A 22857-nucleotide genomic window follows, 5' to 3' on the forward strand; every position below is an offset into this window, starting at 1 on the left:
TTTAATGTTGCATTTTGTTGCGACGGCGCTATGGTTGCGACTATCACCTTTGGGAGGTTGTTTCACCATGGCGCAGGAATTCCCGACGCAGGCACGCGTCGTCATCATAGGCGGCGGCATCATCGGCTGCTCGGTCGCCTATCACCTGACAAAACTCGGCTGGACGGACGTCGTGCTGCTCGAGCAGGGCCAACTCAGCGGCGGCACCACCTGGCACGCGGCAGGCCTTGTCGGGCAATTACGCAGCCACGCCAACATGACCAGCCTGATCAAATATTCAACGCAGCTCTATAGCGAGCTCGAGGCAGAGACTGGCCTTGCCACCGGCTGGAAGAACTGCGGCTCGCTGTCGGTGGCCCGCACCGCCGACCGGATGACGGTGCTCAAGCGCACCGCGGCTTCGGCCCGCGCGCAGGGCGTCGACATCGAGGTGATCTCGGCCAAGGAGGCGCAGGACCTGTGGCCGGTCATGGCCATCGACGATCTCGTCGGCGCCGTCTGGTTGCCCGGCGATGGCAAGGCCAACCCGACCGACCTGACCCAGTCGCTGGCCAAGGGCGCGCGCAACCGCGGCGCGCGCGTCATCGAGCGTGTCCGCGTCACCGGCATCAAGACGAAGGACGGCAAGGCGACGGGTGTTTCGACCGACAAGGGCGATATCGCAGCCGAGATCGTCGTCAACTGCGCTGGCCAGTGGGCGCGCAAGGTCGGCGCGATGTGCGGCGTCACCGTGCCGCTGCATTCGGCCGAGCATATGTACATCGTCACCGGCAAGATCGAGGGCGTGCATCCCGACCTGCCGGTGATGCGCGACCCCGACGGCTTCATCTATTTCAAGGAAGAGGTCGGCGGCCTCGTCATGGGCGGCTTCGAGCCCGAGGCCAAGCCATGGGGCATGAACGGCATCCCCGACGATTTCGAATTCGCGCTTCTGCCCGACGACTGGGACCAGTTCGAGATCCTGATGCGGAACGCGCTGGTGCGCGTGCCGCAGCTGGAAACATCCGAGGTCAAGAAGTTCTACAACGGGCCGGAAAGCTTCACCGCCGACAACAACTTCATCCTCGGCGAAGCGCCGGAACTGAAGAATTTCTACGTCGGCGCCGGCTTCAATTCGATGGGCATCGCCAGCGCCGGTGGTGCGGGCAAGGCACTGGCCGAGTGGATCGTCAACAGTGCACCGACCATGGATTTGTGGCCGGTCGACATCAGGCGTTTCGCCGGCTTCAACAACAATCCGCGCTGGCTGCACGACCGCGTCAAGGAAACGCTTGGCCTGCACTACGCCATGCCCTGGCCAAATCGCGAGCTCGACACGGCACGGCCCTTCCGCCGCTCGCCGCTCTATGATCGCTTGGCCGCCAAGGGCGCCTGCTTCGGGTCCAAGATGGGCTGGGAGCGCGCCAACTGGTTCGCTGCTTCCGGCGAAAAGCCCGAAACGCAATATTCCTTCGGCCGCCAGAACTGGCACGACGCGGTCAAGCGCGAGATGAAGGCCACCCGCGAGGCCGCCGGCATCTTCGACCAGACCTCGTTCGCCAAGCTTCTGGTGCAGGGCCGCGACGCGGCTTCCGCGTTGAACCATATCTGTGCCGCCGACATCGACGTCGACATCGGTCGCTCGATCTATACCGGCCTGCTCAACGAGCGCGGCGGCTATGAAAGCGACCTGACGGTGATGCGCCTGGGCCGCGACAAGTTCCTGATCGTCACCGGTTCGGCGCAATCCGTGCATGACGCCGACTGGATCAACAAGAACATCCCCGAGGATGCGCATGTCACGCTGACCGACGTCACCTCGTCCTATTCGGTGCTGGCGCTGATGGGACCCAACTCACGCGACGTCCTTGCCAAGCTGACCTCGGCCGATCTGTCCAATGCCGGCTTCCCCTTTGCCACCATCCGCGAGATCGACATCGGCTATGCCACTGCCTACGCCAACCGCATGACCTATGTCGGCGAGCTTGGCTGGGAGCTGATCGTGCCGAGCGAATTCGCCGTCGGTGTCTATGAGGCGCTGCACGAGGCCGGGCGCGAATTTGGGCTGACCGACTGCGGCTATTACGCGCTTGAAGCGCTGCGCGTCGAAAAGGGCTTCAGGGCCTGGAGTCGGGAGCTGACGCCCGACGTCAATCCGTTCGAAGCCGGTCTCGCTTTCGCCGTGTCGATGGACAAACCTGGCGGGTTCATCGGCCGCGAGGCGCTGGTCGAGGCAAAGGCCAAGGCCAAGCTGACACGCCGCATCGTGCAGTTCACGCTCGATGACGCAGCACCGATGCTGTGGGGCGGCGAGCTGATCCTGCGCGATGGCAAGCCGGTCGGCGAAGTACGCTCGGCAGCCTACGGCCACACGCTCGGTTGCTCCGTCGCCCTTGGCCTGCTCGGCCATGCCGAAGGCGTCGACAAGGCGTTCATCGAAAGCGGGCGCTACGAGATCGATCTCGCCGGCGAACGCCATGCGGCGACCGCCCATCTCAAGGCGCCCTACGACCCGAAGTCCGAGCGCGTGAAGGCCGACGGCACAGAGCTACGCGCTGCCGCGTAATTCAGATGACCTCCCCTGACTGCCCCTCCCGTTACGGGAGGGGCTTTTTCCCAGGGGTCAGACTTCGGCGAGCTTGAGCATGGCGATGCCCAAGAGCACGACGACAACGCCGCCCAGGCGCAGCGGACCGAGCGTCTCGCCGAACAGCACGACGCCCATGATGACGGTGCCGGCAGCCCCGATCCCCGTCCACACCGCATAGGCGGTGCCGACGGGCAGCGCTTCGAGCACGCGGCCAAGCAGGTAGACGAAGGCTGCCAGCAGCAGCACCGAAACGACCGACCAGCCGGGCCGCGTGTAACCCTCGGCATATTTCATCGACACCGCCCAGGCGACGTCGAGCACGCCGGCAACCACCAGCAGGGTCCAGGCAAGTCCCGGGCTCATGGTCAGGCCGCGAGCTTCATGCCTTCGGCCTGCATCGCCTCGCGCACCTTCGGTCGTGCACCGACACGATCCATATAGGCACGCAGCTGCGGGAAGGCCGTGAGATCGACCTTGGCGAAAGCGGACCAGCCGACGATGGTGAAGAAATAGGCATCGGCGGCGGTGAAGGTTGCGCCCATCAGATAGGGACCGCCGCCCTCAAGGTGATTTTCGACATAGGCAAGGCGTTCGGCGATCTTGCCGCGCGCCACCTCCTGCGCCTGGGCGCCATACTCGGGATGGAACAGCCATGGGCTGTACATCTTGTGCAGTTCGGAGGCGACGAAGTTGAGCCAGGACTGCAACTGGTAGCGTTCGCGCGTGCCGGCCGCCGGCGCGAGCTTCGCTTCCGGCTTGAGGTCGGCGAGGTACTGGACGATCGCGGCACCCTCGGTCAGGAGCGAACCGTCGTCGAGCTCGAGCACCGGCACATAGTTGTTCGGGTTCACCTTGGTGAAGTCGTGGCCGGCGCCGGTGACATGCGGTTTCCTCGAGATGTCGACCCGCTCGATGCCGAGCGCGATGCCGGCTTCGAGCGCGACGATATGGGGCGAGAGCGAGCAGGTGCCGGTGGCGTAGTAGAGTTTCATGATCTGTCCTCTTGGGTTCTGACCGTGTGGTCGTTGCTTCCGGGGACAAAGCTAGTCGTTGCATGTTCGCAATGCTCGTTGGGATTTTGCCAATCACGCTTGCATGACTGCAAACAACGATCATGCTAGAAGGCTCGCATGGACGACTGGAACGAACTCAGGCTGGTGCTGTCTGTGGCCCGCGCGGGCAGCCTGACCGCCGCGGCAGGCTTGCTCGGCATCGATCACTCGACCGTCTTTCGCCGGCTCAATGCGCTCGAGCAGCGGCTGGCGGTGCGCGTGTTCGAACGCCTTCCCGGTGGCACCTACCAGCTGACACCAGCGGGCGAACGCATGGCCGCCGCCGCGGAACGCATGGAGGATGAGGCGCTGGCGCTGGCGCGCGACATCGCCGGCGCCGACGGCCGGCTGTCCGGCCGGCTGCGTGTCACCTCGTCGGAAACGCTCGCCTACTCCAGGTTGACCGGGCACCTTGCCGCCTTCCGCCAAGCGCATCCCGGCATCGTCGTCGAACTGGCCATCGAAAACCGCGTGCTCTCCCTGTCACGCCGCGAGGCCGACGTGGCGCTCAGGCCGATCCGGCCCAAGGAGGGCGATCTCTGGGGTCGCAAGCTCGCCGGCGTCGCCTGGACCTTCTTTGCCTCGCCCGCCTATGTCGATGCCAATGGCGGCGCGATCGAGGGCCCCGACGACCTTGGCCGTCATGCATTGGTCGGCTGGGAGGAGACAGCAGGCGGCATCATGGCCGCCGACTGGCTTGACCGGAACGTCGCGGGCGAGCGTTTCGTCTACCGCACCAACAGCCTCGTCAATCAGGCAATCGCGGCCAGGGCCGGCATCGGCCTAGCGCTTCTGCCCTGCTATCTCGGCGACGGCGAGCCGGGGCTGGCGCGCGCACTGGCCGAGCCATTACAGGAACTTGCCGGCGAGCTGTGGATCGTCACCCATTCCGATCTCAAGGCGACGGCCCGCATCCGCGCCTTCTTCGATGTCGTTGGCGAGGGACTGGCCCGCGAGAGGGACCTGTTCGAAGGCAAGCGACGCTGCTGATCGATCGCGGTGTTTCTGGAGGTGGACGACCGCCTTTGGCGCTTGCAGTCAAAACCAAATAGTGGCTCGCTGGGCCGAAACCGAGGGAGAGAAGGAAGGAGCAACCATGCTGTACGCTATCCTGGCGTATCACGCCGAGGGAGTGGTCGAATCCTGGACTGAAGAAGAGGATGCGGCCCTGATGACGGATCTGCTGGAGATCAACGATCGCCTTGTCCAGGAAAAGCATCTGGGTCCGGCGGCGCGCCTCGGGCCGACGGCGAGAGCGGTGACCTTGAGGGGAAAAGGACTTGGCATTGTCACCGACGGTCCCTTTGCCGAGACCAAGGAGCAGTTGCTCGGCTTCTACGTCGTCGACTATCCAACGATTGACGCAGCCGTCGCAGCGGCACGCGAATTGCGCTCCGCCAACCCGACTGCGGTGTATGAGATCCGGCCGATTTCGCTCTATCTCCCTGGCGTGCCGATAGCAGCACGCGAGGAAAGTTAGCGCGCCTCTTCGCGCGGTGTGTCCCTATGCCGGCATCGTCTGCCCCAGGCACTCGGCAATAGCTGGTTGTCCGCTTGCCGCCATTGTCTGCATGGCACGACGCACGCCCGGCATCTGAAGGTCGCCGGCGCAGATCAACCGCGCTGCGAGGCATGCGCTGAGTGCCAAAAGCTGAAGTAGGGTCGATGCCGTCTTCATATCCATCGCCAGTCAATAACTACCTGCCTGAAGCCTGACGGCTTCAGCGCACGGTTCGGTTGCTGAGTATGCGAATGTCCGGATGGCGGTCGCTCTGCCGATCAGATCCGAAGTCAGCCATTTCCTAGCATGAAATCTTGTTTCATACCAGAGAAATTTGCGATGGATGTAATCGTGTCACGGGACACGCCCGGCCCGTCGTATTGAACCGGCAAGACCCGGGTCGGATTAGGTCCGAACGCTCATCTCGACCATGCGTGGGCCGACGAGCCGATTGTGCGGACCAGAATTGCTATCGATGCGGCAAACAGCAGATAGGCCAGAACGGCCTGTTCAGCGCCTTGTGGAAGCCCCACCAGCAGCATCGTATCGTTGCCGCCTGGGATAAGGACCGCACCAACTCCCATCATGATGCCTCCCGCAAGTCGCCGAGCAGCGCCGCGAAAACTTGGCCATTTGACCCGATAATTGCCTCGACTCAGGGCGCGGCTGAGGACGCTACCGGCAAACATCGCCGCCACGGTGACGACGGACGCCAGCGGCAGGGGGTGAGCATGAGAGAGCGCGATGGACCATCCCGGCTTGAGCAAGATGATCGTAGTGTATGCCACGCCAACGGCCAGCATGGCGCAGCTCATGTTCCGGTATGCCGTGACGTTCCTGCGCTGCAGGACAAAGCGCAGGGCGGCGAAGCTGACCAGCAGCAAGAGAGCCACCGGGGGTGCAATCGCCAGCGACATCGGCGATGCCATTACGGCGGGTAAAAGGCCGCCAAGGCCCGCGACGGTCGCAACGGCATACATGCCCAGGAACGTGAAGCCGAATTCGGTATCGCCGTTGCCGAGATGGCCGACACTGCCAAACGCACAGGCGCCGTTCACAAAAGCCCCAACCCCGAAGATCGTGCCACCGGTGGCGGCAAAGCCGAATCCCGACCAACGCGTCTCCGACCCCGGCATCAGATGCCAGGCTGCATAGGTGAGCGCTCCCCATAGCGTGCATTCAAGCAAGGCGACAAAACGAGCTGGCCGGCGCTCCTGAACAAGCTCGGCCATCGCGATCACCGCGCAGGTCGAGCCCCGATTGAGGGCGAACCCCAGCGAAAAGGCGAGCGAGAGCAGCAGGACCGAGAGGATGACCGTCTCTGAGATTTCAGCACCTCCCAAGCTCGGATGCGGACCAGCCTAACATCCCCCTTGTCCGGCGCAACCGCCTCGCTATCCTGCCGCCATCGACCTGGCGATGTCGAGGAACACCCGCACCAGCTTGCCACCGCTGCGCTCCTTGAGGCAAATCAGCGCTTCGTCCATCAGCATTTCGGGGGCTGCGATAGGGATCCGAACCAGCCGCGCGTCCTGGCCGAACTCGGCTGCCGAAACGAATCCGACGCCGGCACCTGACGCCACGATCTCGCGCACTGCTTCGCGCCCCTCTGCCTCGATCGCCGGCTTGAACTCGAAGCCTTCCTTGGCGGCGAGGTCTTCCAGCTTGGCGCGGGTCTTCGAGCCGCGCTCGCGCATCACCAGCGGCAGCAAGGACAGTTCATGCAGCGACAGCGACTTGGCTGAGGCGAGCGGGTGGTCGGTGGAAACGAAGGCGACGATCGGCGTCGAGTTGAGCTTTACCACCTCGAAATCGCGGCCGGTCGGGATTTCGCCAAGCACGCCGATGTCGGCCTCGTAGCTGTAGAGGCTGGAGATGACGGTTTCAGTGTTGCCGGCGCGCACCGACACCTGGATGCCGGGATATTTCTGACGGAACTGGCCGAGAATGTGCAGCAGATGGTGGGCGGCGTCGGCGACGATGCGCAGCGTTCCAGAGCGCAGGGCGCGCGATTCCGACAGAAGCTCCAGCGCCTGCTGCTCGGTGTCGAACATGCGCCGGGTGATTTCGAGCAGTTGCTGGCCGGCCACCGTCGGCGTCACCTGCTTCTTGTGGCGGTTGAAGAGCAGGACGTCGTATTCCTCCTCGAGCTTGCGCACCTGATCGGAAATTGCCGGCTGGGTGAGGAACAGTGTTTCGGCAGCGCGCGAAAAGCCGCCGCAAATCGCGACATAATGGAATGCCCGAAGCTGAACGTAGCGCATGCCTTCTCCCTGACGTCAGGGTAGAATAGCAATAATCTCAGCCGATACAAATATCGAAACTAACGATTTGATTTATATTAAAAACCACCGAGGATAAGGCAAGCGCCACAGCTGCGCGCTTGCAATCGGAGGTTCGCGGCCATGCATTTCATATTCATCCTGCTGCAACTGGCCGGCGCCATCATGCTGCTTTTGTGGGCGGTGCGCATGGTCCGAACCGGTGTCGAACGCGCCCATGGCGCGGTGCTGCGCGAGGCGCTGCGCAGCGCGACCAAGGGCCGGCTGAAGGCGGCGACGGCCGGCACGGTGCTTGCCATCCTGTTGCAGAGCGCAACCGCGGTCGCGGTACTTGCCGCAGGCTTTGCCACCACCGGCGTTTTCGACCGTTTCGGGCGGTCTCGCCGTGATGCTCGGCGCCGATGTAGGCTCGGCGCTGGTGGTGCAGGCGCTGTCCTTCGATCTCAGCTGGCTGGTGCCGCTGCTGCTGTTTTTCGGCGCCACCATGTTCCTCAAATTCGAGGCGCGCATCGTCAAGCAGACCGGGCGCACCTTGCTCGGCATCGCCTTCATCCTGATTTCGCTGCGCATGGTTGGCGAAGCGACGGCCCCCATGCGTCACAGCGCATTGTTGCCGATGGCCGTCGACTACCTCCGCAGCGATCCGGTCACCGCCTTTGGTGCGGCAGCATTGTTCACCTGGCTGATCCACTCCAGCGTCGCTTCGGTGCTGCTGTTCATGTCGATGGCGGCCCAGAGTGTGCTGCCGGCCGAAGTGGCGCTGCCGATGATCCTTGGCGTCAATCTCGGCGCCGGGCTGGTCGCCGTCGGACTGACCCGTGGCCAGTCCATCGAGGCGCGGCGCATCCCGGTCGGCAACCTGATCTTCCGGGCTGTGGCAGCCATCGCGATCCTGGTTGCCCTACAATTGGTCGCATTGCCGATGGCCTGGTTCGGCGAAAATGCGGCACGTCAGGTGGTCAACCTGCACCTCGCCTTCAATCTGGCACTGTTGGTGCTGTGCCTTCCCTTCACCGGGCCGATGGAGCGGCTTGTGGCATTGATCCTGCCCGACGCTCCGGCCGGCGCGGAAAGCTTCGACCTGATGTCGCGGCGGGTCAGCGCACTCGACCGTACGGTGATCAAGATGCCGAGTGTGGCGCTCGCCAGCGCCACACGCGAGCTGCTGCGCATGGCCGAGGTGGTGGAGATCATGCTGCGGCCGGTGATGGATCTATTCGATTCCGGTGACCGGGTCCGCGTCGAGCAGGTGCGCAAGCTCGACGAAGAGGTCAACCGCGCCCACACCGACATCAAGCTCTATATCGCCGAGGTCAACAGGGGGACGATGACCCAGGAAGAAGCCCGGCGTGGCATCGAGTTGACCGACCTTGCGATTAATCTCGAACATGCCGGTGACATCATCGCCAAGAACCTTCTGGTGCTGGCGCAGGAGAAAAACGACAAGCGGCTGAGCTTCTCCAAGGAGGGCTGGAGCGAACTGACCGCGCTGCACGACCGCGTGCTCGCCAACATGCAGATCGCCATGAATGTACTGGTCTCGGGCGATCTCGACGCGGCGCGCCAGCTGGTGGTCGAGAAGGAACGCATGCGCAAGCTCGAGCGCGAAAGCCACGAACGCCACCTCAAGCGCCTGCAATCGGGCACGCCGCAAAGCATCGAGACCAGCGACATCCATCTCGAGGCTGTGCGTGCGCTCAAGGAGTTCAATTCGCTTCTGGTCTCGGTCGCCTACCCGATCCTGACCCAGAGCGGCGACCTGCTGGAAAGCCGGCTTGCCAAGATCGCCTGACGGGATTGCCTGTCATACAGACACCATCGATTGTACTTATTGGTGAATACAAAATAACGATTTTACATATGGATTGCCTGCCAGCAAAGTGAAGCCGAACAAGACATCCGAAGACGGTCAGGAGAAAGAAATGCTGTCCGAACACAAGCTTGCGGCTCAGGCCCCCTTCCCCGCACCGGCGCTCGGCGAACCCTATCTGCTGACGCCCGGACCGCTGACCACCTCCTATGCCGTCAAGCAGGCGATGCTGCGCGACTGGGGTTCGTGGGATGGCGACTTCCGGGCGATGACGGCGGAAATGCGCCAGCGTCTCCTCGCCATGCTCGGCAACGGTAACAGCGAGTTCGATTGCGTGCCGATGCAGGGCAGCGGCAGCTTCGCCGTCGAGGCGATGCTCGGCTCGTTCGTGCCACGCGACGGCAAGGCGCTGGTGCTGGTCAACGGCGCCTATGGCCAGCGTATCGTCCAGACGCTCGGTTATCTCGGCCGCGATCACGTGGCGATCGACAAGGGCGACTACATGCCGCCACGTGGCGACGAAGTGGCCGCCGCGCTCGACGCCGACCCTGCCATCACCCACGTCATCCTCGTCCACTGCGAAACCAGCTCGGGCATCCTCAACCCGGTCGCCGAGATTTCCGAGACGGTCTACGCCAAGGGCCGCAAATTCCTGGTCGACTCGATGAGTGCCTTTGGTGCAATCCCGCTCGAAGTCGGTGAAGTGCGCTATGAGGCCATGGTATCCTCGGCCAACAAATGTATCGAAGGCGTGCCCGGCTTCGGCTTCATCATCGCCCGCAAGAGCGAACTCGAGGCCGCCAAGGGCCGCAGCCACTCACTCAGCCTCGACGTCCATGCCCAGTGGGCACACATGAACAAGACCGGCCAGTGGCGCTATACGCCGCCGACGCATGTGGTCGCCGCTTTCCTCGAAGCGCTGCGCCAGCATGAGGTCGAAGGCGGTGTCGCTGGTCGCGGCGCCCGCTACGTCAGAAACCGCGACGTCATGGTATCAGGTATGCGCGAACTGGGTTTCGAAACGCTGCTCAAGGATCGCTGGTTGTCGCCGATCATCGTCACCTTCTTCAACCCAGCGCATCCGGACTTTTCCTTCGACCGCTTCTATGAGCTGATGAAGGAAAAGGGCTTCATCATCTATCCCGGCAAACTGACAGTGGTGGACAGCTTCCGCGTCGGCTGCATCGGGCGGATGGACGAGCACGTCATGCGCAAGGTGGTCGAGGCCGCCGGCCAATCTCTGCGCGAAATGGGCGTCGATACAGCTGCTCCCCCCGCAGCCGCCATCGCCGAGCGCGCCAAGCTCGCCGCCTGATAACAAGAAGATCACAAGGACCCCACTCCCATGAACAAGATGACCACGATCAATGTCAGCGCCAACGGCCGCGCTTACGAATGGCCGCGCGTGCCGGCGATTGCCATTTGCCTCGACGGCTGCGAGCCGGCCTATCTCGACGAGGCGATCAAGGCAGGCCTGATGCCCTCGCTGGTGAAGATCCGCGCCAACGGCACCGAACGCACCGCCCACAGCGTCATCCCGAGCTTCACCAACCCCAACAATCTGTCGATTGCCACCGGCCGTCCGCCGGCAGTGCATGGCATCTGCGGCAACTATCTCTACGAGCGCGAGACCGGCAAGGAAGTGATGATGAACGACCCGCGCTTCCTGCGCGCGCCGACCGTCTTCCAGGCCTTCTACGATGCCGGTGCGCGGGTTGCCGTGGTCACCGCCAAGGACAAGCTGCGCGCTCTTCTCGGCAGCGGCCTGAAGTTCGACGAGGGCCGCGCGATCTGCTTCTCGTCGGAAAAGTCAGATGTCTCGACCAAGGCCGAGCACGGCATCGACAATGCATCCGCCTGGCTCGGCAAGCCGGTTCCGGAGGTCTATTCGGCCGAATTGTCGGAGTTCGTCTTCGCCGCCGGCGTCAAGCTGCTCAAGGAATTCAAGCCTGACGTGATGTACCTGACCACCACCGACTACGTGCAGCACAAATATGCGCCCGGCGTGCCGCAGGCCAACGCCTTCTACGAGATGTTCGACAAATATCTCGGCGAACTCGACGCGCTCGGTGCTGCCATCGTCATCACCGCCGATCATGGCATGAAGCCCAAGCACAAGGCCGACGGCACCCCTGACGTGGTCTATGTCCAGGACGTGCTCGACGAATGGCTGGGCAAGGACGCAGCGCGTGTCATCCTGCCGATCACCGATCCTTATGTCGTGCATCACGGCGCGCTCGGTTCGTTCGCCACCGCCTACCTGCCCGAGGGCGCCGACCAGGCCGATATCATGAAGCGCCTTGCCGCCATCGAAGGCATCGACGTCGTCATCGACAACGCCACTGCCTGCGCGCGCTTCGAACTGCCTTCCGACCGCATCGGCGACATCGTTCTGGTGTCCACCGAAAACAAGACCATCGGCACCAGCGAGCATCGCCACGATCTGGCAGCGCTCAACGAGCCGCTGCGCTCGCATGGCGGCCTGACCGAGCAGGCAGTGCCGTTCATCGTCAACCGCAAGCTGCCGACGCTCCCCAACGAGCCGGTTCTGCGCAACTTCGATGCGTTCTATTATGCCACCATGGCAGCAGCGCTGGCCTGAGGGAGGACTGACGATGGTCAAGGCTGAAACAACGTTCAAGGTGCGCCATGAGCCCATGCGCATCGCCGGACGCAAGGTCGATGCCGATGGCGTCGTCAACGTCCATTACCCCTACACCGATGCGGTGATCGGCACGGTACCGGCGGGGCGTGCCGAGCACGCCCGCCAGGCCTTCGAGATCGCGGCCAATTACAAGCCGAAACTGACGCGCTATGAGCGTCAGCAGATCCTGTTCCGCACGGCAGAAGCCCTTGCCGCGCGCAAGGAAGAGATCTCCGACATCATCACGCTGGAACTCGGCATCTCCAAGGCCGACTCCCTCTACGAGGTCGGCCGCGCTTATGACGTGTTCACGCTGTCGGCACAGATGTGCATCCAGGACGACGGGCAGATATTTTCCTGCGACCTGACCCCGCACGGCAAGGCACGGAAGATCTTCACCACACGTGAGCCGCTGAAGGCGATCTCGGCGATCACGCCCTTCAACCATCCGCTCAACATGGTGTCGCACAAGGTGGCACCGGCGATCGCCACCAACAATTGCGTGGTGGTCAAGCCGACCGAGCTCACCCCGATAACGGGGCTGATCCTCGCCGACATCCTCTACGAGGCCGGCCTGCCGCCGGAAATGCTGTCGGTGGTGACAGGCATGCCGGCCGACATCGGCGCCGAGATGATCACCAACGAAAACATCGAGCTGATCACCTTCACCGGTGGCGTGCCCGTCGGCAAACTGATCGCCCGCACCGCCGGCTACAAGCGCCAGGTGCTGGAGCTCGGCGGCAACGATCCGCTGATCATCCTCAACGACCTGTCCGACGACGATCTGGCCAAGGCGGCCGACCTCGCGGTGGCAGGTGCGACCAAGAATTCTGGCCAGCGCTGCACCGCGGTCAAGCGCATCCTGTGCCAGGAAAGTGTCGCCGACCGCTTCGTGCCGATGGTTCTCGAGCGGGCGAAGAAGCTCAGGTTCGGCGACCCGATGGACCGGACGACCGATCTCGGCACCGTGGTGCATGAAAAAGCGGCCGCACTGTTCGAAAAGCGCGTCTACATGGCCGCCGAACAAGGAGCCGAAGTGCTCTACGATCCTGGCCGCAAGGGCGCGCTGTTGCCGCCGATCGTCGTCGATCGCGTTCCGCATACGTCAGAACTGGTCATGGAAGAGACCTTCGGCCCGATCATCCCGATCGTGCGCGCGCCCGACAATGACGATGAACTGATAACGCTGTCCAATTCGACCGCCTTCGGCCTGTCGTCAGGTGTGTGCACCAACGACTTCCGCCGCATGCAGAAATACATCGCCGGCCTGCAGGTCGGCACCGTCAACATCTGGGAAGTCCCGGGATATCGCATCGAGATGTCGCCATTTGGCGGGATCAAGGACTCAGGCAACGGCTACAAGGAGGGTGTCATCGAAGCGATGAAGAGCTTTACCAACGTCAAGACCTTCTCGTTGCCATGGTCTTGAGCCGGCAAATCGCATAGTCATCGATGAGGGAGCGCTTGCGCTCCCTCATCTGCGTCTGGAGGGGAAATGCAATCGTTGAATGCTTTGGCGAGCCCATCAGCCAGCGTGCACCTCTCCCGCATGAAAGCCTGATTGAATGTCCGGTTTCGCGCTGACCATCGTGCTGGTCGCGGCATTGCTGCACGCCAGCTGGAACGCCGTGGTCAAGGCGGCAACCGACCGGGCGATCGTGCTCGCCGCAGTCTCGGCCACGCACGCCACCCTTGGCACGGTTCTTGTCTTGTCAGCGCCGTCGCCGTCGATGGAAAGCTGGATCTACATCTTCCTGTCGACCGTCATCCACTTCGGCTATTACGTCTTCCTGTTCCAGTCGTACCGGCTCGGCGATCTCAGCCAAGTCTATCCGATCGCCCGAGGTCTGGCACCAGCACTTGTCGCCTTCGGCGCCTATGTGATGATCGGCGAGACGCTGCCGCCGCTCGGCTGGGTCGGGATTGGCGCAGTCACCTTCGGCATTGCCTTCCTGGCCTTCCAGCGCGGCGCGGCGAACGCCGATCCGCGCGCCGTGGGCGCTGCTGCGATCAACGGTGTGCTCATCGCTTCCTATTCGGTCGTCGACGGCATCGGCGTTCGCCTGTCCGACAGTCCGTTCGGTTATATGGGTTGGCTGTTCCTGCTCGAGTTTCCGGTGACATTGTTTGTGCTGTTTCGCCGGCGCGGCGCCACCCACACCATCGATCTCCGCACCGTCGGGCTGGGGTTGATCGGCGGGCTTGGCGCCGTCACCGCCTATGGCCTGGTCATCTACGCCAAGACCATCGCCCCGCTCGGTGCGGTATCAGCAGTACGAGAATCGAGCGTCATCATCGCCGCCCTGATCGGGCTGTTCATCTTCGGCGAGCGTCCCTGGCTGGCGCGCATCATCTCGGCTGTGATCGTTGCCTGCGGCGTTATTGCGCTGGCCTTTTCCTGAGATTTCACCTGCCTGAAACAGGCTTGTCACATGCCTGTCGCAGGGCTGTGCAGGTCATAAGCTGAGCCTACAGTATCATAAAAAGAATAGATTTTACTTATTGACCCCCGGTTCCCAGTATCAGCCTTGGACGAGGCGCAATCGGGGCAATCGCGGCACGCGCATCCCTGCTCAGACCTCTCCCAATCAGAACGTGCCTAAGCGATTCAAATGGGAGCCAGATATTCATGAACCACAACAAATCCTTCGCGCTCGCCGCCTTCGCAACGATGATGTCGTCGGCTGCATGGGCGGGGACCGAGCTCACCGTCTACACGGCGATCGAGGCGGAAGACCTCAAGCGCTATGCCGAGTCCTTCAGCCAGGATCACCCCGACATCAAGCTCAACTTCATCCGCGACTCCACCGGTGTCATCACCGCCAAGCTGCTTGCCGAAAAAGACAATCCGCAAGCCGACGTGATCTGGGGACTGGCGGCAACGTCGCTGCTGGTGCTGAAGAGCGAAGGCATGCTCGAAGCCTATGCCCCCAAGGGCGTGGAACAACTCAAGCCCAATTTCATCGACAAGGACACGCCGCCAAGCTGGGTCGGCATGGACGCCTGGGCTGCCTCGATCTGCTTCAACACGGTTGAGGGTCAAAAGCTCGGCCTGACCGCACCGACAAGCTGGAAAGACCTCACCAAGCCCGAATACAAGGGCCATGTCGTGATGCCGAACCCGGCCTCGTCGGGAACCGGCTTCCTCGATGTATCGAGCTGGCTGCAGCTGTTCGGCGAGAAGGACGGCTGGTCCTACATGGATGGCCTGCACCAGAACGTCGCCACCTACACACATTCCGGTTCCAAGCCTTGCAAGATGGCGGCTGCAGGTGAAACGGTGATCGGCATTTCCTTCGAATTCCGCGCCGCAAAGTCCAAGGCCGAAGGCGCCCCGCTCGACATCGTCATCCCTTCCGAAGGCATCGGCTGGGACATGGAAGCGTCGGCGATCGTTGCCGGCACCGCCAACGAAGAAGCGGCCAAGACGCTGCTTGACTGGTCGATCAGCAAGAAGGCCAATGAGATGTACAATGTCGGCTACGCAGTCGTCGCCATGCCGGGCGTCGCCAAGCCGGTCCAGTACCTGCCGGCCGATATCGAAGACAAGATGATCAAGAACGACTTCGAGTGGGCGGCCAACAACCGCAAGGCCATCCTCGAGGAGTGGACCAAGCGCTACGACTCGAAATCCGAGCCGAAGAGCTGACCACCGGCTTTTCCTGTTGAACCGGGCGTCGCCAAGGGGCGGCGTCCGATCTCTCTTGCCCCCAAGCCGGATGATCACGATGAGACACGAAACCCTCGCCGGGCAGCCGCGAACTCCGACTGATGTGAGCGCCATGACCGCCGCCAGCCTGAACGTGAAGCCAGCCTATCTTGAGATCTCCAACGTCTGGAAAGCCTTCGGCGATTTCCATGCGCTGAAAGACATCTCGCTCGACATCCGCGAGGGTGAGTTCGTTTGCTTCCTCGGCCCGTCGGGCTGCGGCAAGACAACCCTGCTCCGTGCCATCGCCGGTCTCGACTTGCAGACACGCGGGTCGATCCGCCAGGGCGGCAAGGACGTTTCCACGCTGCCACCGTCGCAACGCGACTATGGCATCGTGTTTCAGTCCTACGCGTTGTTTCCCAACCTGACGATCGCCAAGAACATTGCCTTCGGCTTGGAAAACACCAGGCGCCCGCGCGCCGAGATCGAAAGCCGTGTGAGCGAACTGCTCAAGCTGGTCGGCCTTCCCGAACAAGGCAACAAATATCCCGCACAGCTCTCCGGCGGCCAGCAGCAGCGCATTGCGCTTGCCCGCGCGATTGCCATTTCGCCGGGCCTGCTGTTGCTCGACGAGCCGCTGTCGGCGCTCGACGCCAAGGTGCGCACCCATCTGCGCCACGAGATCAAGGAGCTGCAGCGCAAGCTTGGCGTCACCACCATCATGGTCACGCACGACCAGGAAGAGGCGCTGTCGATGGCCGACCGCATCGTGGTGATGAACCACGGCGTCATCGAGCAGATCGGGTCGCCGACCGAAATCTACCGCCATCCGGCAACGCTGTTCGTCGCCGACTTCATCGGCGAGGCCAACAAGTTCAAGGCAAGGGCAGAAAAGGGCGCTGTCAGCTTCGGCTCGAAGACCTTCAAATGCGCCGCCCATTCATTCGACGCTGGCGTATCGGTCATCGCGGCCATCCGGCCCGAGGATGTCATCCCGCACGGACCCGGTGCCCGTTCGCCGGGTGCACCCGATGTCGTGAAAGAGCCGGCAAACCTGCTCGACGTGACCATCGGCGAGATGGAGTTCCTCGGATCGTTCTGGCGCACCCGGCTGCGTGGTGCGGATCTCGGCGACGAAACACTGATCGCCGACTTTTCGATCAATGCCGCCCGTCGCCTGTCATTGACGGAGGGCACGGCCCTTACGGTCGAGTTGCCGGAAGAGCGGCTTCTGGTTTACCCCGGGGGACAATGACATGGCGATGGCAATCGACACCGCCCTGCCCGCCGGCCGCACGCTGAAGCTTGCCCTCGACAAGGACGAACTGATCAAGCGCGGCCTGATGGTGGTCATCGCGCTCTATCTCATCGTGGCGCTCGCCGCTCCACTCTACGTCATGCTGTCCAAGTCGTTTTCGACCTACAGCTTCGACCTTGGCAGGTTTGAGTTCCAGGTCAGCGATGCCGCGGGCAAATGGAGCGAGCCGGCCAGCGCAGCAGCACTCAACGACAAGACCGCCGCTGTCGCGCCAGACAAGCTTGCGACCAATTCCGATGGCCGCCTGCAGGCAACGAGCTTTTTTCCCGATTTCAGCTTCCGCAGCCCGGTGAAGTACAAGATCCGCGGCACGTCAGCGGATGCGAGTTATCTCGTCGGTCTGCAATTGCACCACGGCACCGAGTGGCAGGAGTTCGATTCCAACACCTTCCGGCGGGTGATGCTCAGGCCATCGCGGGCGATCGGTCTTGAAAACTACACCACCTATTTCTCGACGCCGACGCTGTTTCGTTCGATCGAAAACTCGGTCTTTATCGCCTTTGTCAGCACCATCGTAACCGTCGGCCTGGCCTTTGGCTTTGCTTATGCGCTCAACCGCAGCTGCATGCGTTTCAAGGATGCCTTCAAGCTGATCGCCATGGTGCCGATCCTGGTGCCTTCGTTGCTGCCGGGTATCGCGTTGATCTATCTTTTCGGCAACCAGGGTATGCTGAAAGACCTGCTCATGGGCGCGTCGATCTACGGCCCGCTCGGCATCGTCGTCGGCTCGATCTTCTTCGCCTTCCCGCACGCCATGATCATCATTTCGACGGCACTGGCGATCTCCGACCAGCGCCATTACGAAGCGGCAGCTTCGCTGCGCGCCAGCAACTGGCGTACGTTCTGGACGGTCACCATCCCCGGCGCGCGCTATGGCCTGATCTCTGCGGCCTTCGTGGTATTCACCTTGGTGATCACCGACTTCGGCCTGCCCAAGGTCATAGGCGGCCAATACAACGTGCTTGCCGTCGACATCTACAAGCAGGTCATCGGCCAGCAGAATTTCGAGATGGGCGCTGTCGTCTCGGTCATCCTGCTCATTCCGGCCATCGCCGCTTTCGTCGTCGACCGCATGGTGACAAAGAAACAGGTGGCGCTGCTATCGGCCCGCTCGGTGCCCTATCAGCCCAAGCCGAACCGGCGCTTCGATGCGCTGTGCCTGACCTGGTGTTCGCTCATCGCCGTCTTCATCCTCGGCATCATGGCAACGAGCCAGCTCGCAGCGGTCGTCAAACTTTGGCCCTATGATCTCAGCTTCAGCCTCAAGCACTTCGCGTTCGACCGCATGGATGGCGGCGGCTGGGCTTCGTACTACAACTCGATCCGGCTTGCGGGCCTGACCGCGATCTTCGGTACGGTCATCGTCTTCGTCGGCGCCTACATGGTGGAGAAGACCGAGGGGTTCCGCACGGGACGATCGGCATTCCAGTTCCTCGCCATGCTGCCCATGGCAGTGCCGGGCATGGTGCTGGGTCTCGCCTACATCTTCTTCTTCAACGACCCTGAAAACCCGCTGCATGGCATCTACGGCACCATGACTATCCTGGTGGTTTGCACCATCACCCACTTCTACACGGTCGGCCACCTGACGGCGTTGACGGCGCTGAAGCAGATCGACCAGGAGTTCGAGCCGGTGGCGGCATCGCTCAAGCAGCCATTCTACAAGCTGTTTGCCCGCGTCACCGTCCCGGTCTGCCTGCCGGCGATCCTCGACATCTCCATCTACCTGTTCGTCAATGCCATGACGACGGTGTCGGCGGTGGTGTTCCTCTATTCGAAGGACACTGCACTGGCCTCGGTGGCGGTGCTCAACATGGACGACGCCGGCGACGTGGCACCGGCCGCTGCGATGGCGATGATGATCTTCTACACCAACGCCGCCGCACGCCTGATCCACCTGTTCCTGTCCAAGGTGCTGATCGCCCGCACCCAGGCGTGGCGGATGCGCTAGGATTACGGCTTGGCCCTGTCGGGATGAGCCTTGGCGAAGGCATCAAGGCCTTCGCAGCGTCCGGCGATTTCGAGGACGCGCGTCAACCCCGAGACATCAACGTTCCAGCGCCGCGCATTGTAGACCTGCGGCACAAGGCAGAAATCGGCCATGCCAGGTGTGTCGCCATGGCAGAACTTGCCAGTCGCGGGATTGTCGAGCAGTTTTTCGAAGGCGACCATGCCGTCGCCGATGAATTTCTGCATCCAGTCATTGCGGGTCGCCTCGCCATCGCTGGTGACCCGCATCAGCTCGGCAACCACGCCGGTGTTGCAGACAGCGTGGATTTCCATGGCGATCGCATAAGACAGCTGGCGCACGCGCTGGCGCCCGACCGGATCAGCAGGCAGGAAACCGGCATGCCGCGTTTCGTCGAGATATTCGATGATCGCCAGCGACTGGGTGAAGGCGTGACCATCGATCTCCAGCACCGGCACCAACCCTTGCGGATTGCGCGCCAGGTGCTCCGATGATTTCTGGCTCTTGGCCAGCAGGTCGACCGAGACCGAGCTGAACTCCTGCCCCAGCATGTTAAGCGCTATGCGCACGCGGTAGCTCGCCGACGAGCGCCAGTAGTCGAACAGGACGGTTTCGGTCATCGCGGCTCAGGCCTTTTCGTATCGGGACACAGTCTGCTCGATAGCCCCGAATATCGAATGGCCGTCGGCATCGTCCATCTCGATACGAACCTGATCGCCGAACTTCAAGAACGGTGTCGTGGCCGAGCCATGCTCGATCGTCTCGATGGTCCTGATCTCGGCGATGCACGAATAACCCGCGCCACCTGCCGAGATCGCCTTGCCTGCACCCCCGTCGAGCTTGTTCGACACGGTACCTGAACCGATGATCGTGCCCGCCACGAGTGGCCGTGTCCTGGCCGCATGGGCGACGAGCTGGCCAAAATCGAAAGTCATGTCGACACCGGCGTTGGCCCGGCCGAAGGGCTTGCCGTTGATGCTGGCCAAAAGCGGCAGATGCAGCTTGCCGCCGTCCCAGGCATCGCCCAGTTCGTCGGGCGACACGGCGACCGGCGAAAACGCCGTCGACGGCTTGGACTGGAAGAAGCCAAACCCTTTGGCGAGCTCTGCCGGGATCAGACCGCGCAGCGACACGTCGTTGACCAGCATAACGAGCCGGATGGCGGCGCGCGCCTCTTCCGCCGAAGCGCCCATCGGCACGTCGTCGACGATGACGGCGACCTCACCTTCCAGATCGATGCCCCAGGCCTCGTCGGCCATCACGATCGGATCGCGCGGCCCAAGGAACGTGTCCGAACCGCCCTGATACATCAGCGGATCGGTCCAGAAGCTTGCCGGCATCTCGGCGCCGCGCGCCTTTCGCACCAGCTCGACATGGTTCACATAGGCCGAGCCGTCGGCCCACTGATAGGCGCGCGGCAAGGGCGATGCCGCATCATGCTCGTGGAAGCGCATAGTCGGCTGCGCACCGGTCTCGATACCCTCGGCGACAAGGGCGAGGCGCGGGCCGACATGGGCCCAGTCGTCAAGCGCTGCCTGCAGCGTGCGGGCGATATGGCCGACCTCCGAGCAGCGGGTGAGGTCTTTTGAGACGACAACAAGCCTGCCGTCGCGGGTGGAGTCTTTCAGCGTCGCGAGTTTCATGATGTTTCCGTCTTCACTTGATGCCCGGCGTGCCGTCGAACTTGCGTTCGAGGCCATCCCAACAATCGATGTAATTGTCCTGCAGCGTCTCCAGCTCGGCGGCGAATTTCGTCAGCTGCTGGGGATACCGCGTCTCGAACATGAAGGCCATGGTGTGGTCGAGCTTGACCGGCTTGAGCTCACCGTTCGACGCTTTCTCGAAGCCCATGGCATCGGGCCCGTGCGGCAACATCATGTTGTGCAGGCTCATGCCGCCGGGAACGAAGCCTTCCTCCTTGGCGTCGTACTGGCCATAGATCAGGCCCATGAACTCGCTCATGATGTTGCGGTGATACCAGGGCGGACGGAAGCTGTGCTCGGCCACCAGCCAGCGCGGCGGAAAGATGACGAAGTCGACATTGGCCGTACCTGCTTCTTCGGTCGGTGCGGTCAGCACCGTGAAGATCGACGGGTCGGGATGGTCGAACAGGATCGCGCCGACCGGCGAGAAGGTCCTGAGGTCGTATTTGAACGGTGCGTAGTTGCCGTGCCAGGCGACAACGTCGAGCGGCGAATGGCCGATCTCGGTGACATGGAATTTGCCGCACCATTTGACGAGCACGCGGCAGGGCGTTTCCTTGTCTTCGTAGGCTGCTGTCGGCGTCTTGAAGTCGCGCGGATTGGCGAGGCAATTGGCCCCGATCGGGCCACGGTCGGGCATGGTGAACTTGGCGCCATAGTTCTCGCAGATGTAGCCGCGCCGCAGCTCGCCGTCGCCGATACGCGACACCTTGAACATCATGCCGCGCGGGATCAAACAGATCTCCGAAGGCTCGACATCGATGATGCCCATCTCGGTGAAGATGCGGATCGACCCGACCTCAGGCACGATCAAAAGCTCGCCGTCGGCATTGAAGAAATAGTCGTCGACCATGTCGTCGTTGAAGGCATAGACGTGGGCCGCCATGCCAACCTGGGTCATCGCGTCACCCGCCGTCGTCATGGTGCGAATGCCCTGGATGAAGTTGAGCTTGTCTTTGGGCTGAGGCAGCGGCCCCCAGCGCAACTGGCCGAGCGCCAGCGAATGATCGTCGAGGCACGGCGCAGTCTTCCAGTGCGGATAACCCGCTGCCGAAAAGCGCTTGGTGTGACGCACGCTCGGACGGATACGGTAGAGCCAGGAGCGCTCGTTGGTGCCGCGCGGTGCTGTGAACGGCGAGCCTGACAATTGCTCGGCATAGAGCCCGTAATTGCATTTCTGCGGGCTGTTCTGGCCTTGCGGCAAGGCACCGGGCAGCGCCTCGGTTTCGAAGTCGTTGCCGAAGCCGGGCATGTATTTCACCCCAGCCGCTGCGGCCACCTGCTTGTCGGTTTTGTCAGGCATGACTTGCACCTCCCGTCAGCACATGGGATCGTCGAATTGGTTGCAAGTGTAACCATTGATTTTGTAACTATCAAAGGCTGTTCGATGTCGGCGCCCTTCGATCTCGAGAGTTTCCTGCCCTACCGGCTGAACCGCGCGGCCGAGCTGATCAGCCTGAGCTTTTCCAAGGAGTACAAGCAGCGTTTCCAGATGACGCGACCGGAATGGCGCGCGCTGGCGGCACTCGGCAGCGTCGGTCGGATGACCGCCACCGACATCGGCGTCCATTCCAACATGCACAAGACCAAAGTCAGCCGTGCCGTGCACGCGCTGGAGGAGCGCCGCTGGTTGAGGCGCCAGGAGAACGAGACCGACCGCCGGGTCGAACATCTCGAACTGACAGCGCAAGGCCAGAAGGCTTATCGCGAGATTGCCGATCTCGCCCGCGCCTATCAGTCCACGCTCGAAAAGGCTCTCGGATCGGGCGCCATAGAGCGCATCGAGGCTGGGCTCGCCGATGTCGAGCAGGCCTTGCTGGCCCGGCCCCGAAAGCGGGCGTGATCACCCGATCGGCAACGGTCCGAACTGCTTCAGCGTCGTCAGCACGATCGCTGTCTTCACATGCTGCACGGAATCGTGCGGCAGAAGCACTTCGTTGACGAAGCGGGACAGGTCCGAAAGGCCGCGCACCACGACCTTGATGTGGTAGTCCATCTCACCTGTCAGCGAATAGGCTTCGAGTACCTCCGGCAGGTCGTTGACCAGCCGGGCAAAACGCTGGGCGTTGTCACGGTTGTGGGTAGCCAGCGTCACCGAGATCACCACCAGAAGATCGAGCCCCAGTCGCTCACGGTCGAGCATCGCCTGATAGCCACGAATGTAGCCCTCGGCCTCCAGCCGGGCGCGCCGGCGTGAGCACTGCGAAGCCGACAGCGCGATCTTCTCCGACAGCTCGTTGTTGGTCAGCCGGCCGTCGATCTGGAGCTCGCGCAGGATCTTGAGGTCGAACTGGTCGAGCACCTCATTCATTGCATCCAACTCCCCATCCATGCACGCTTCGCGCATAGATCGACCC

Annotated in this window: 19 protein-coding genes and 1 pseudogene; 12 read left to right on the forward strand and 8 right to left on the reverse strand. The window is 62.6% G+C overall.

Going from position 1 to position 22857, the window contains the following annotated elements; genetic code table 11:
* Positions 1-67 precede the first annotated feature (67 nt).
* A complete protein-coding gene (locus ACHMW7_RS00150; RefSeq protein ID WP_395446429.1) occupies positions 68-2545 on the forward strand; it encodes an FAD-dependent oxidoreductase in 2478 nt (825 codons plus the stop codon).
* Between the two features lie 57 nt (positions 2546-2602).
* Here ACHMW7_RS00150 and ACHMW7_RS00155 read toward each other — a convergent pair whose 3' ends face one another.
* Complete coding sequence (locus ACHMW7_RS00155) at positions 2603-2932, reverse strand: DMT family transporter (protein WP_395446430.1); 330 nt, start codon at positions 2930-2932, stop codon at positions 2603-2605.
* Between the two features lie 2 nt (positions 2933-2934).
* Positions 2935-3561 carry a glutathione transferase GstA gene (gene gstA / locus ACHMW7_RS00160; RefSeq protein ID WP_395446431.1) on the reverse strand — a complete coding sequence of 209 codons (627 nt, stop codon included), beginning with the start codon at positions 3559-3561 and terminating at the stop codon, positions 2935-2937.
* A gap of 138 nt (positions 3562-3699) precedes the next feature.
* Here gstA and ACHMW7_RS00165 point away from each other — a divergent pair, with 138 nt between their 5' ends.
* Both ACHMW7_RS00165 and ACHMW7_RS00170 read left to right on the forward strand, forming a co-directional pair.
* Positions 3700-4611, forward strand: coding sequence for a LysR family transcriptional regulator (locus ACHMW7_RS00165; protein ID WP_395446432.1), 912 nt, complete (start codon positions 3700-3702; stop codon positions 4609-4611).
* Between the two features lie 106 nt (positions 4612-4717).
* Positions 4718-5101, forward strand: coding sequence for a YciI family protein (locus ACHMW7_RS00170; protein ID WP_395446433.1), 384 nt, complete (start codon positions 4718-4720; stop codon positions 5099-5101).
* A gap of 440 nt (positions 5102-5541) precedes the next feature.
* Here ACHMW7_RS00170 and ACHMW7_RS00175 read toward each other — a convergent pair whose 3' ends face one another.
* Positions 5542-6465 (reverse strand): YeeE/YedE thiosulfate transporter family protein, encoded by a 924-nt coding sequence (locus tag ACHMW7_RS00175; RefSeq protein ID WP_395446434.1) that lies wholly within the window; start codon positions 6463-6465, stop codon positions 5542-5544.
* A 51-nt stretch (positions 6466-6516) separates the two neighbouring features.
* On the reverse strand, positions 6517-7386 hold the full coding sequence (locus ACHMW7_RS00180) for a LysR substrate-binding domain-containing protein (protein ID WP_395446435.1): 870 nt from the start codon (positions 7384-7386) through the stop codon (positions 6517-6519).
* Positions 7387-7527: 141 nt separating this feature from the next.
* On the opposite strand from ACHMW7_RS00180, the pseudogene ACHMW7_RS00185 reads away from it, so the two are divergent.
* The 8 genes and pseudogenes from ACHMW7_RS00185 (at position 7528) to ACHMW7_RS00220 (ending at position 18779) form a co-directional block, all read left to right on the forward strand.
* Positions 7528-9196, forward strand: a pseudogene (locus tag ACHMW7_RS00185) (Na/Pi cotransporter family protein).
* Positions 9197-9326: 130 nt separating this feature from the next.
* Positions 9327-10529, forward strand: a complete 1203-nt coding sequence (locus tag ACHMW7_RS00190; RefSeq protein ID WP_395446436.1) for a 2-aminoethylphosphonate--pyruvate transaminase — start codon at positions 9327-9329, stop codon at positions 10527-10529.
* Between the two features lie 30 nt (positions 10530-10559).
* Positions 10560-11816, forward strand: coding sequence for a phosphonoacetate hydrolase (gene phnA / locus ACHMW7_RS00195; protein ID WP_395446437.1), 1257 nt, complete (start codon positions 10560-10562; stop codon positions 11814-11816).
* Positions 11817-11829: 13 nt separating this feature from the next.
* The gene (gene phnY, locus ACHMW7_RS00200; RefSeq protein WP_395446438.1) at positions 11830-13287 is read left to right on the forward strand and encodes a phosphonoacetaldehyde dehydrogenase; all 1458 of its coding nucleotides are present in this window, start codon (positions 11830-11832) and stop codon (positions 13285-13287) included.
* 136 nt (positions 13288-13423) lie between these two features.
* Positions 13424-14260 carry an EamA family transporter gene (locus ACHMW7_RS00205; RefSeq protein ID WP_395446439.1) on the forward strand — a complete coding sequence of 279 codons (837 nt, stop codon included), beginning with the start codon at positions 13424-13426 and terminating at the stop codon, positions 14258-14260.
* A gap of 227 nt (positions 14261-14487) precedes the next feature.
* Positions 14488-15507, forward strand: a complete 1020-nt coding sequence (locus tag ACHMW7_RS00210; protein ID WP_395446440.1) for a putative 2-aminoethylphosphonate ABC transporter substrate-binding protein — start codon at positions 14488-14490, stop codon at positions 15505-15507.
* Between the two features lie 79 nt (positions 15508-15586).
* Positions 15587-16765 carry a putative 2-aminoethylphosphonate ABC transporter ATP-binding protein gene (locus tag ACHMW7_RS00215; protein WP_395446441.1) on the forward strand — a complete coding sequence of 393 codons (1179 nt, stop codon included), beginning with the start codon at positions 15587-15589 and terminating at the stop codon, positions 16763-16765.
* A gap of 1 nt (position 16766) precedes the next feature.
* Positions 16767-18779 (forward strand): putative 2-aminoethylphosphonate ABC transporter permease subunit, encoded by a 2013-nt coding sequence (locus ACHMW7_RS00220; RefSeq protein WP_395446442.1) that lies wholly within the window; start codon positions 16767-16769, stop codon positions 18777-18779.
* 2 nt (positions 18780-18781) lie between these two features.
* Here the strand turns inward: ACHMW7_RS00220 and maiA are convergent, their stop codons facing one another.
* Genes maiA through hmgA form a run of 3 tightly spaced genes read right to left on the reverse strand, consistent with a single transcriptional unit; the run spans position 18782 to position 21803 of the window.
* A complete protein-coding gene (gene maiA, locus ACHMW7_RS00225; protein WP_395446443.1) occupies positions 18782-19417 on the reverse strand; it encodes a maleylacetoacetate isomerase in 636 nt (211 codons plus the stop codon).
* A gap of 6 nt (positions 19418-19423) precedes the next feature.
* The gene (locus tag ACHMW7_RS00230) at positions 19424-20440 is read right to left on the reverse strand and encodes a fumarylacetoacetate hydrolase family protein (protein WP_395446444.1); all 1017 of its coding nucleotides are present in this window, start codon (positions 20438-20440) and stop codon (positions 19424-19426) included.
* Between the two features lie 13 nt (positions 20441-20453).
* Entirely contained in the window at positions 20454-21803 is a 1350-nt protein-coding gene (gene hmgA / locus ACHMW7_RS00235) for a homogentisate 1,2-dioxygenase (protein WP_395446445.1), read from the reverse strand.
* Between the two features lie 84 nt (positions 21804-21887).
* Between hmgA and ACHMW7_RS00240 the strand changes: the two genes are divergently transcribed.
* The gene (locus tag ACHMW7_RS00240) at positions 21888-22343 is read left to right on the forward strand and encodes a MarR family winged helix-turn-helix transcriptional regulator (protein ID WP_395446446.1); all 456 of its coding nucleotides are present in this window, start codon (positions 21888-21890) and stop codon (positions 22341-22343) included.
* Here ACHMW7_RS00240 and ACHMW7_RS00245 read toward each other — a convergent pair whose 3' ends face one another.
* Positions 22344-22811, reverse strand: coding sequence for an Lrp/AsnC family transcriptional regulator (locus tag ACHMW7_RS00245; protein ID WP_395446447.1), 468 nt, complete (start codon positions 22809-22811; stop codon positions 22344-22346). It abuts the gene before it with no gap.
* Positions 22812-22857 lie beyond the last annotated feature (46 nt).

This window comes from Aminobacter sp. UC22_36 (genome assembly GCF_044056035.1).
Classification (GTDB): Bacteria; Pseudomonadota; Alphaproteobacteria; order Rhizobiales; family Rhizobiaceae; genus Aminobacter.

Coding starts and splice junctions, on each gene's coding strand:
- ACHMW7_RS00165 (WP_395446432.1), top strand. CDS start 3,700: ATGGACGACTGGAACGAACTCAGGCTGGTGCTGTCTGTGGCCCGCGCG.
- ACHMW7_RS00155 (WP_395446430.1), bottom strand. CDS start 2,932: ATGAGCCCGGGACTTGCCTGGACCCTGCTGGTGGTTGCCGGCGTGCTC.
- ACHMW7_RS00210 (WP_395446440.1), top strand. CDS start 14,488: ATGAACCACAACAAATCCTTCGCGCTCGCCGCCTTCGCAACGATGATG.
- ACHMW7_RS00180 (WP_395446435.1), bottom strand. CDS start 7,386: ATGCGCTACGTTCAGCTTCGGGCATTCCATTATGTCGCGATTTGCGGC.
- maiA (WP_395446443.1), bottom strand. CDS start 19,417: ATGACCGAAACCGTCCTGTTCGACTACTGGCGCTCGTCGGCGAGCTAC.
- ACHMW7_RS00230 (WP_395446444.1), bottom strand. CDS start 20,440: ATGAAACTCGCGACGCTGAAAGACTCCACCCGCGACGGCAGGCTTGTT.
- ACHMW7_RS00150 (WP_395446429.1), top strand. CDS start 68: ATGGCGCAGGAATTCCCGACGCAGGCACGCGTCGTCATCATAGGCGGC.
- ACHMW7_RS00220 (WP_395446442.1), top strand. CDS start 16,767: ATGGCGATGGCAATCGACACCGCCCTGCCCGCCGGCCGCACGCTGAAG.
- hmgA (WP_395446445.1), bottom strand. CDS start 21,803: ATGCCTGACAAAACCGACAAGCAGGTGGCCGCAGCGGCTGGGGTGAAA.
- ACHMW7_RS00245 (WP_395446447.1), bottom strand. CDS start 22,811: ATGAATGAGGTGCTCGACCAGTTCGACCTCAAGATCCTGCGCGAGCTC.
- ACHMW7_RS00170 (WP_395446433.1), top strand. CDS start 4,718: ATGCTGTACGCTATCCTGGCGTATCACGCCGAGGGAGTGGTCGAATCC.
- ACHMW7_RS00205 (WP_395446439.1), top strand. CDS start 13,424: ATGTCCGGTTTCGCGCTGACCATCGTGCTGGTCGCGGCATTGCTGCAC.
- phnY (WP_395446438.1), top strand. CDS start 11,830: ATGGTCAAGGCTGAAACAACGTTCAAGGTGCGCCATGAGCCCATGCGC.
- ACHMW7_RS00215 (WP_395446441.1), top strand. CDS start 15,587: ATGAGACACGAAACCCTCGCCGGGCAGCCGCGAACTCCGACTGATGTG.
- ACHMW7_RS00240 (WP_395446446.1), top strand. CDS start 21,888: ATGTCGGCGCCCTTCGATCTCGAGAGTTTCCTGCCCTACCGGCTGAAC.
- ACHMW7_RS00190 (WP_395446436.1), top strand. CDS start 9,327: ATGCTGTCCGAACACAAGCTTGCGGCTCAGGCCCCCTTCCCCGCACCG.
- phnA (WP_395446437.1), top strand. CDS start 10,560: ATGAACAAGATGACCACGATCAATGTCAGCGCCAACGGCCGCGCTTAC.
- gstA (WP_395446431.1), bottom strand. CDS start 3,561: ATGAAACTCTACTACGCCACCGGCACCTGCTCGCTCTCGCCCCATATC.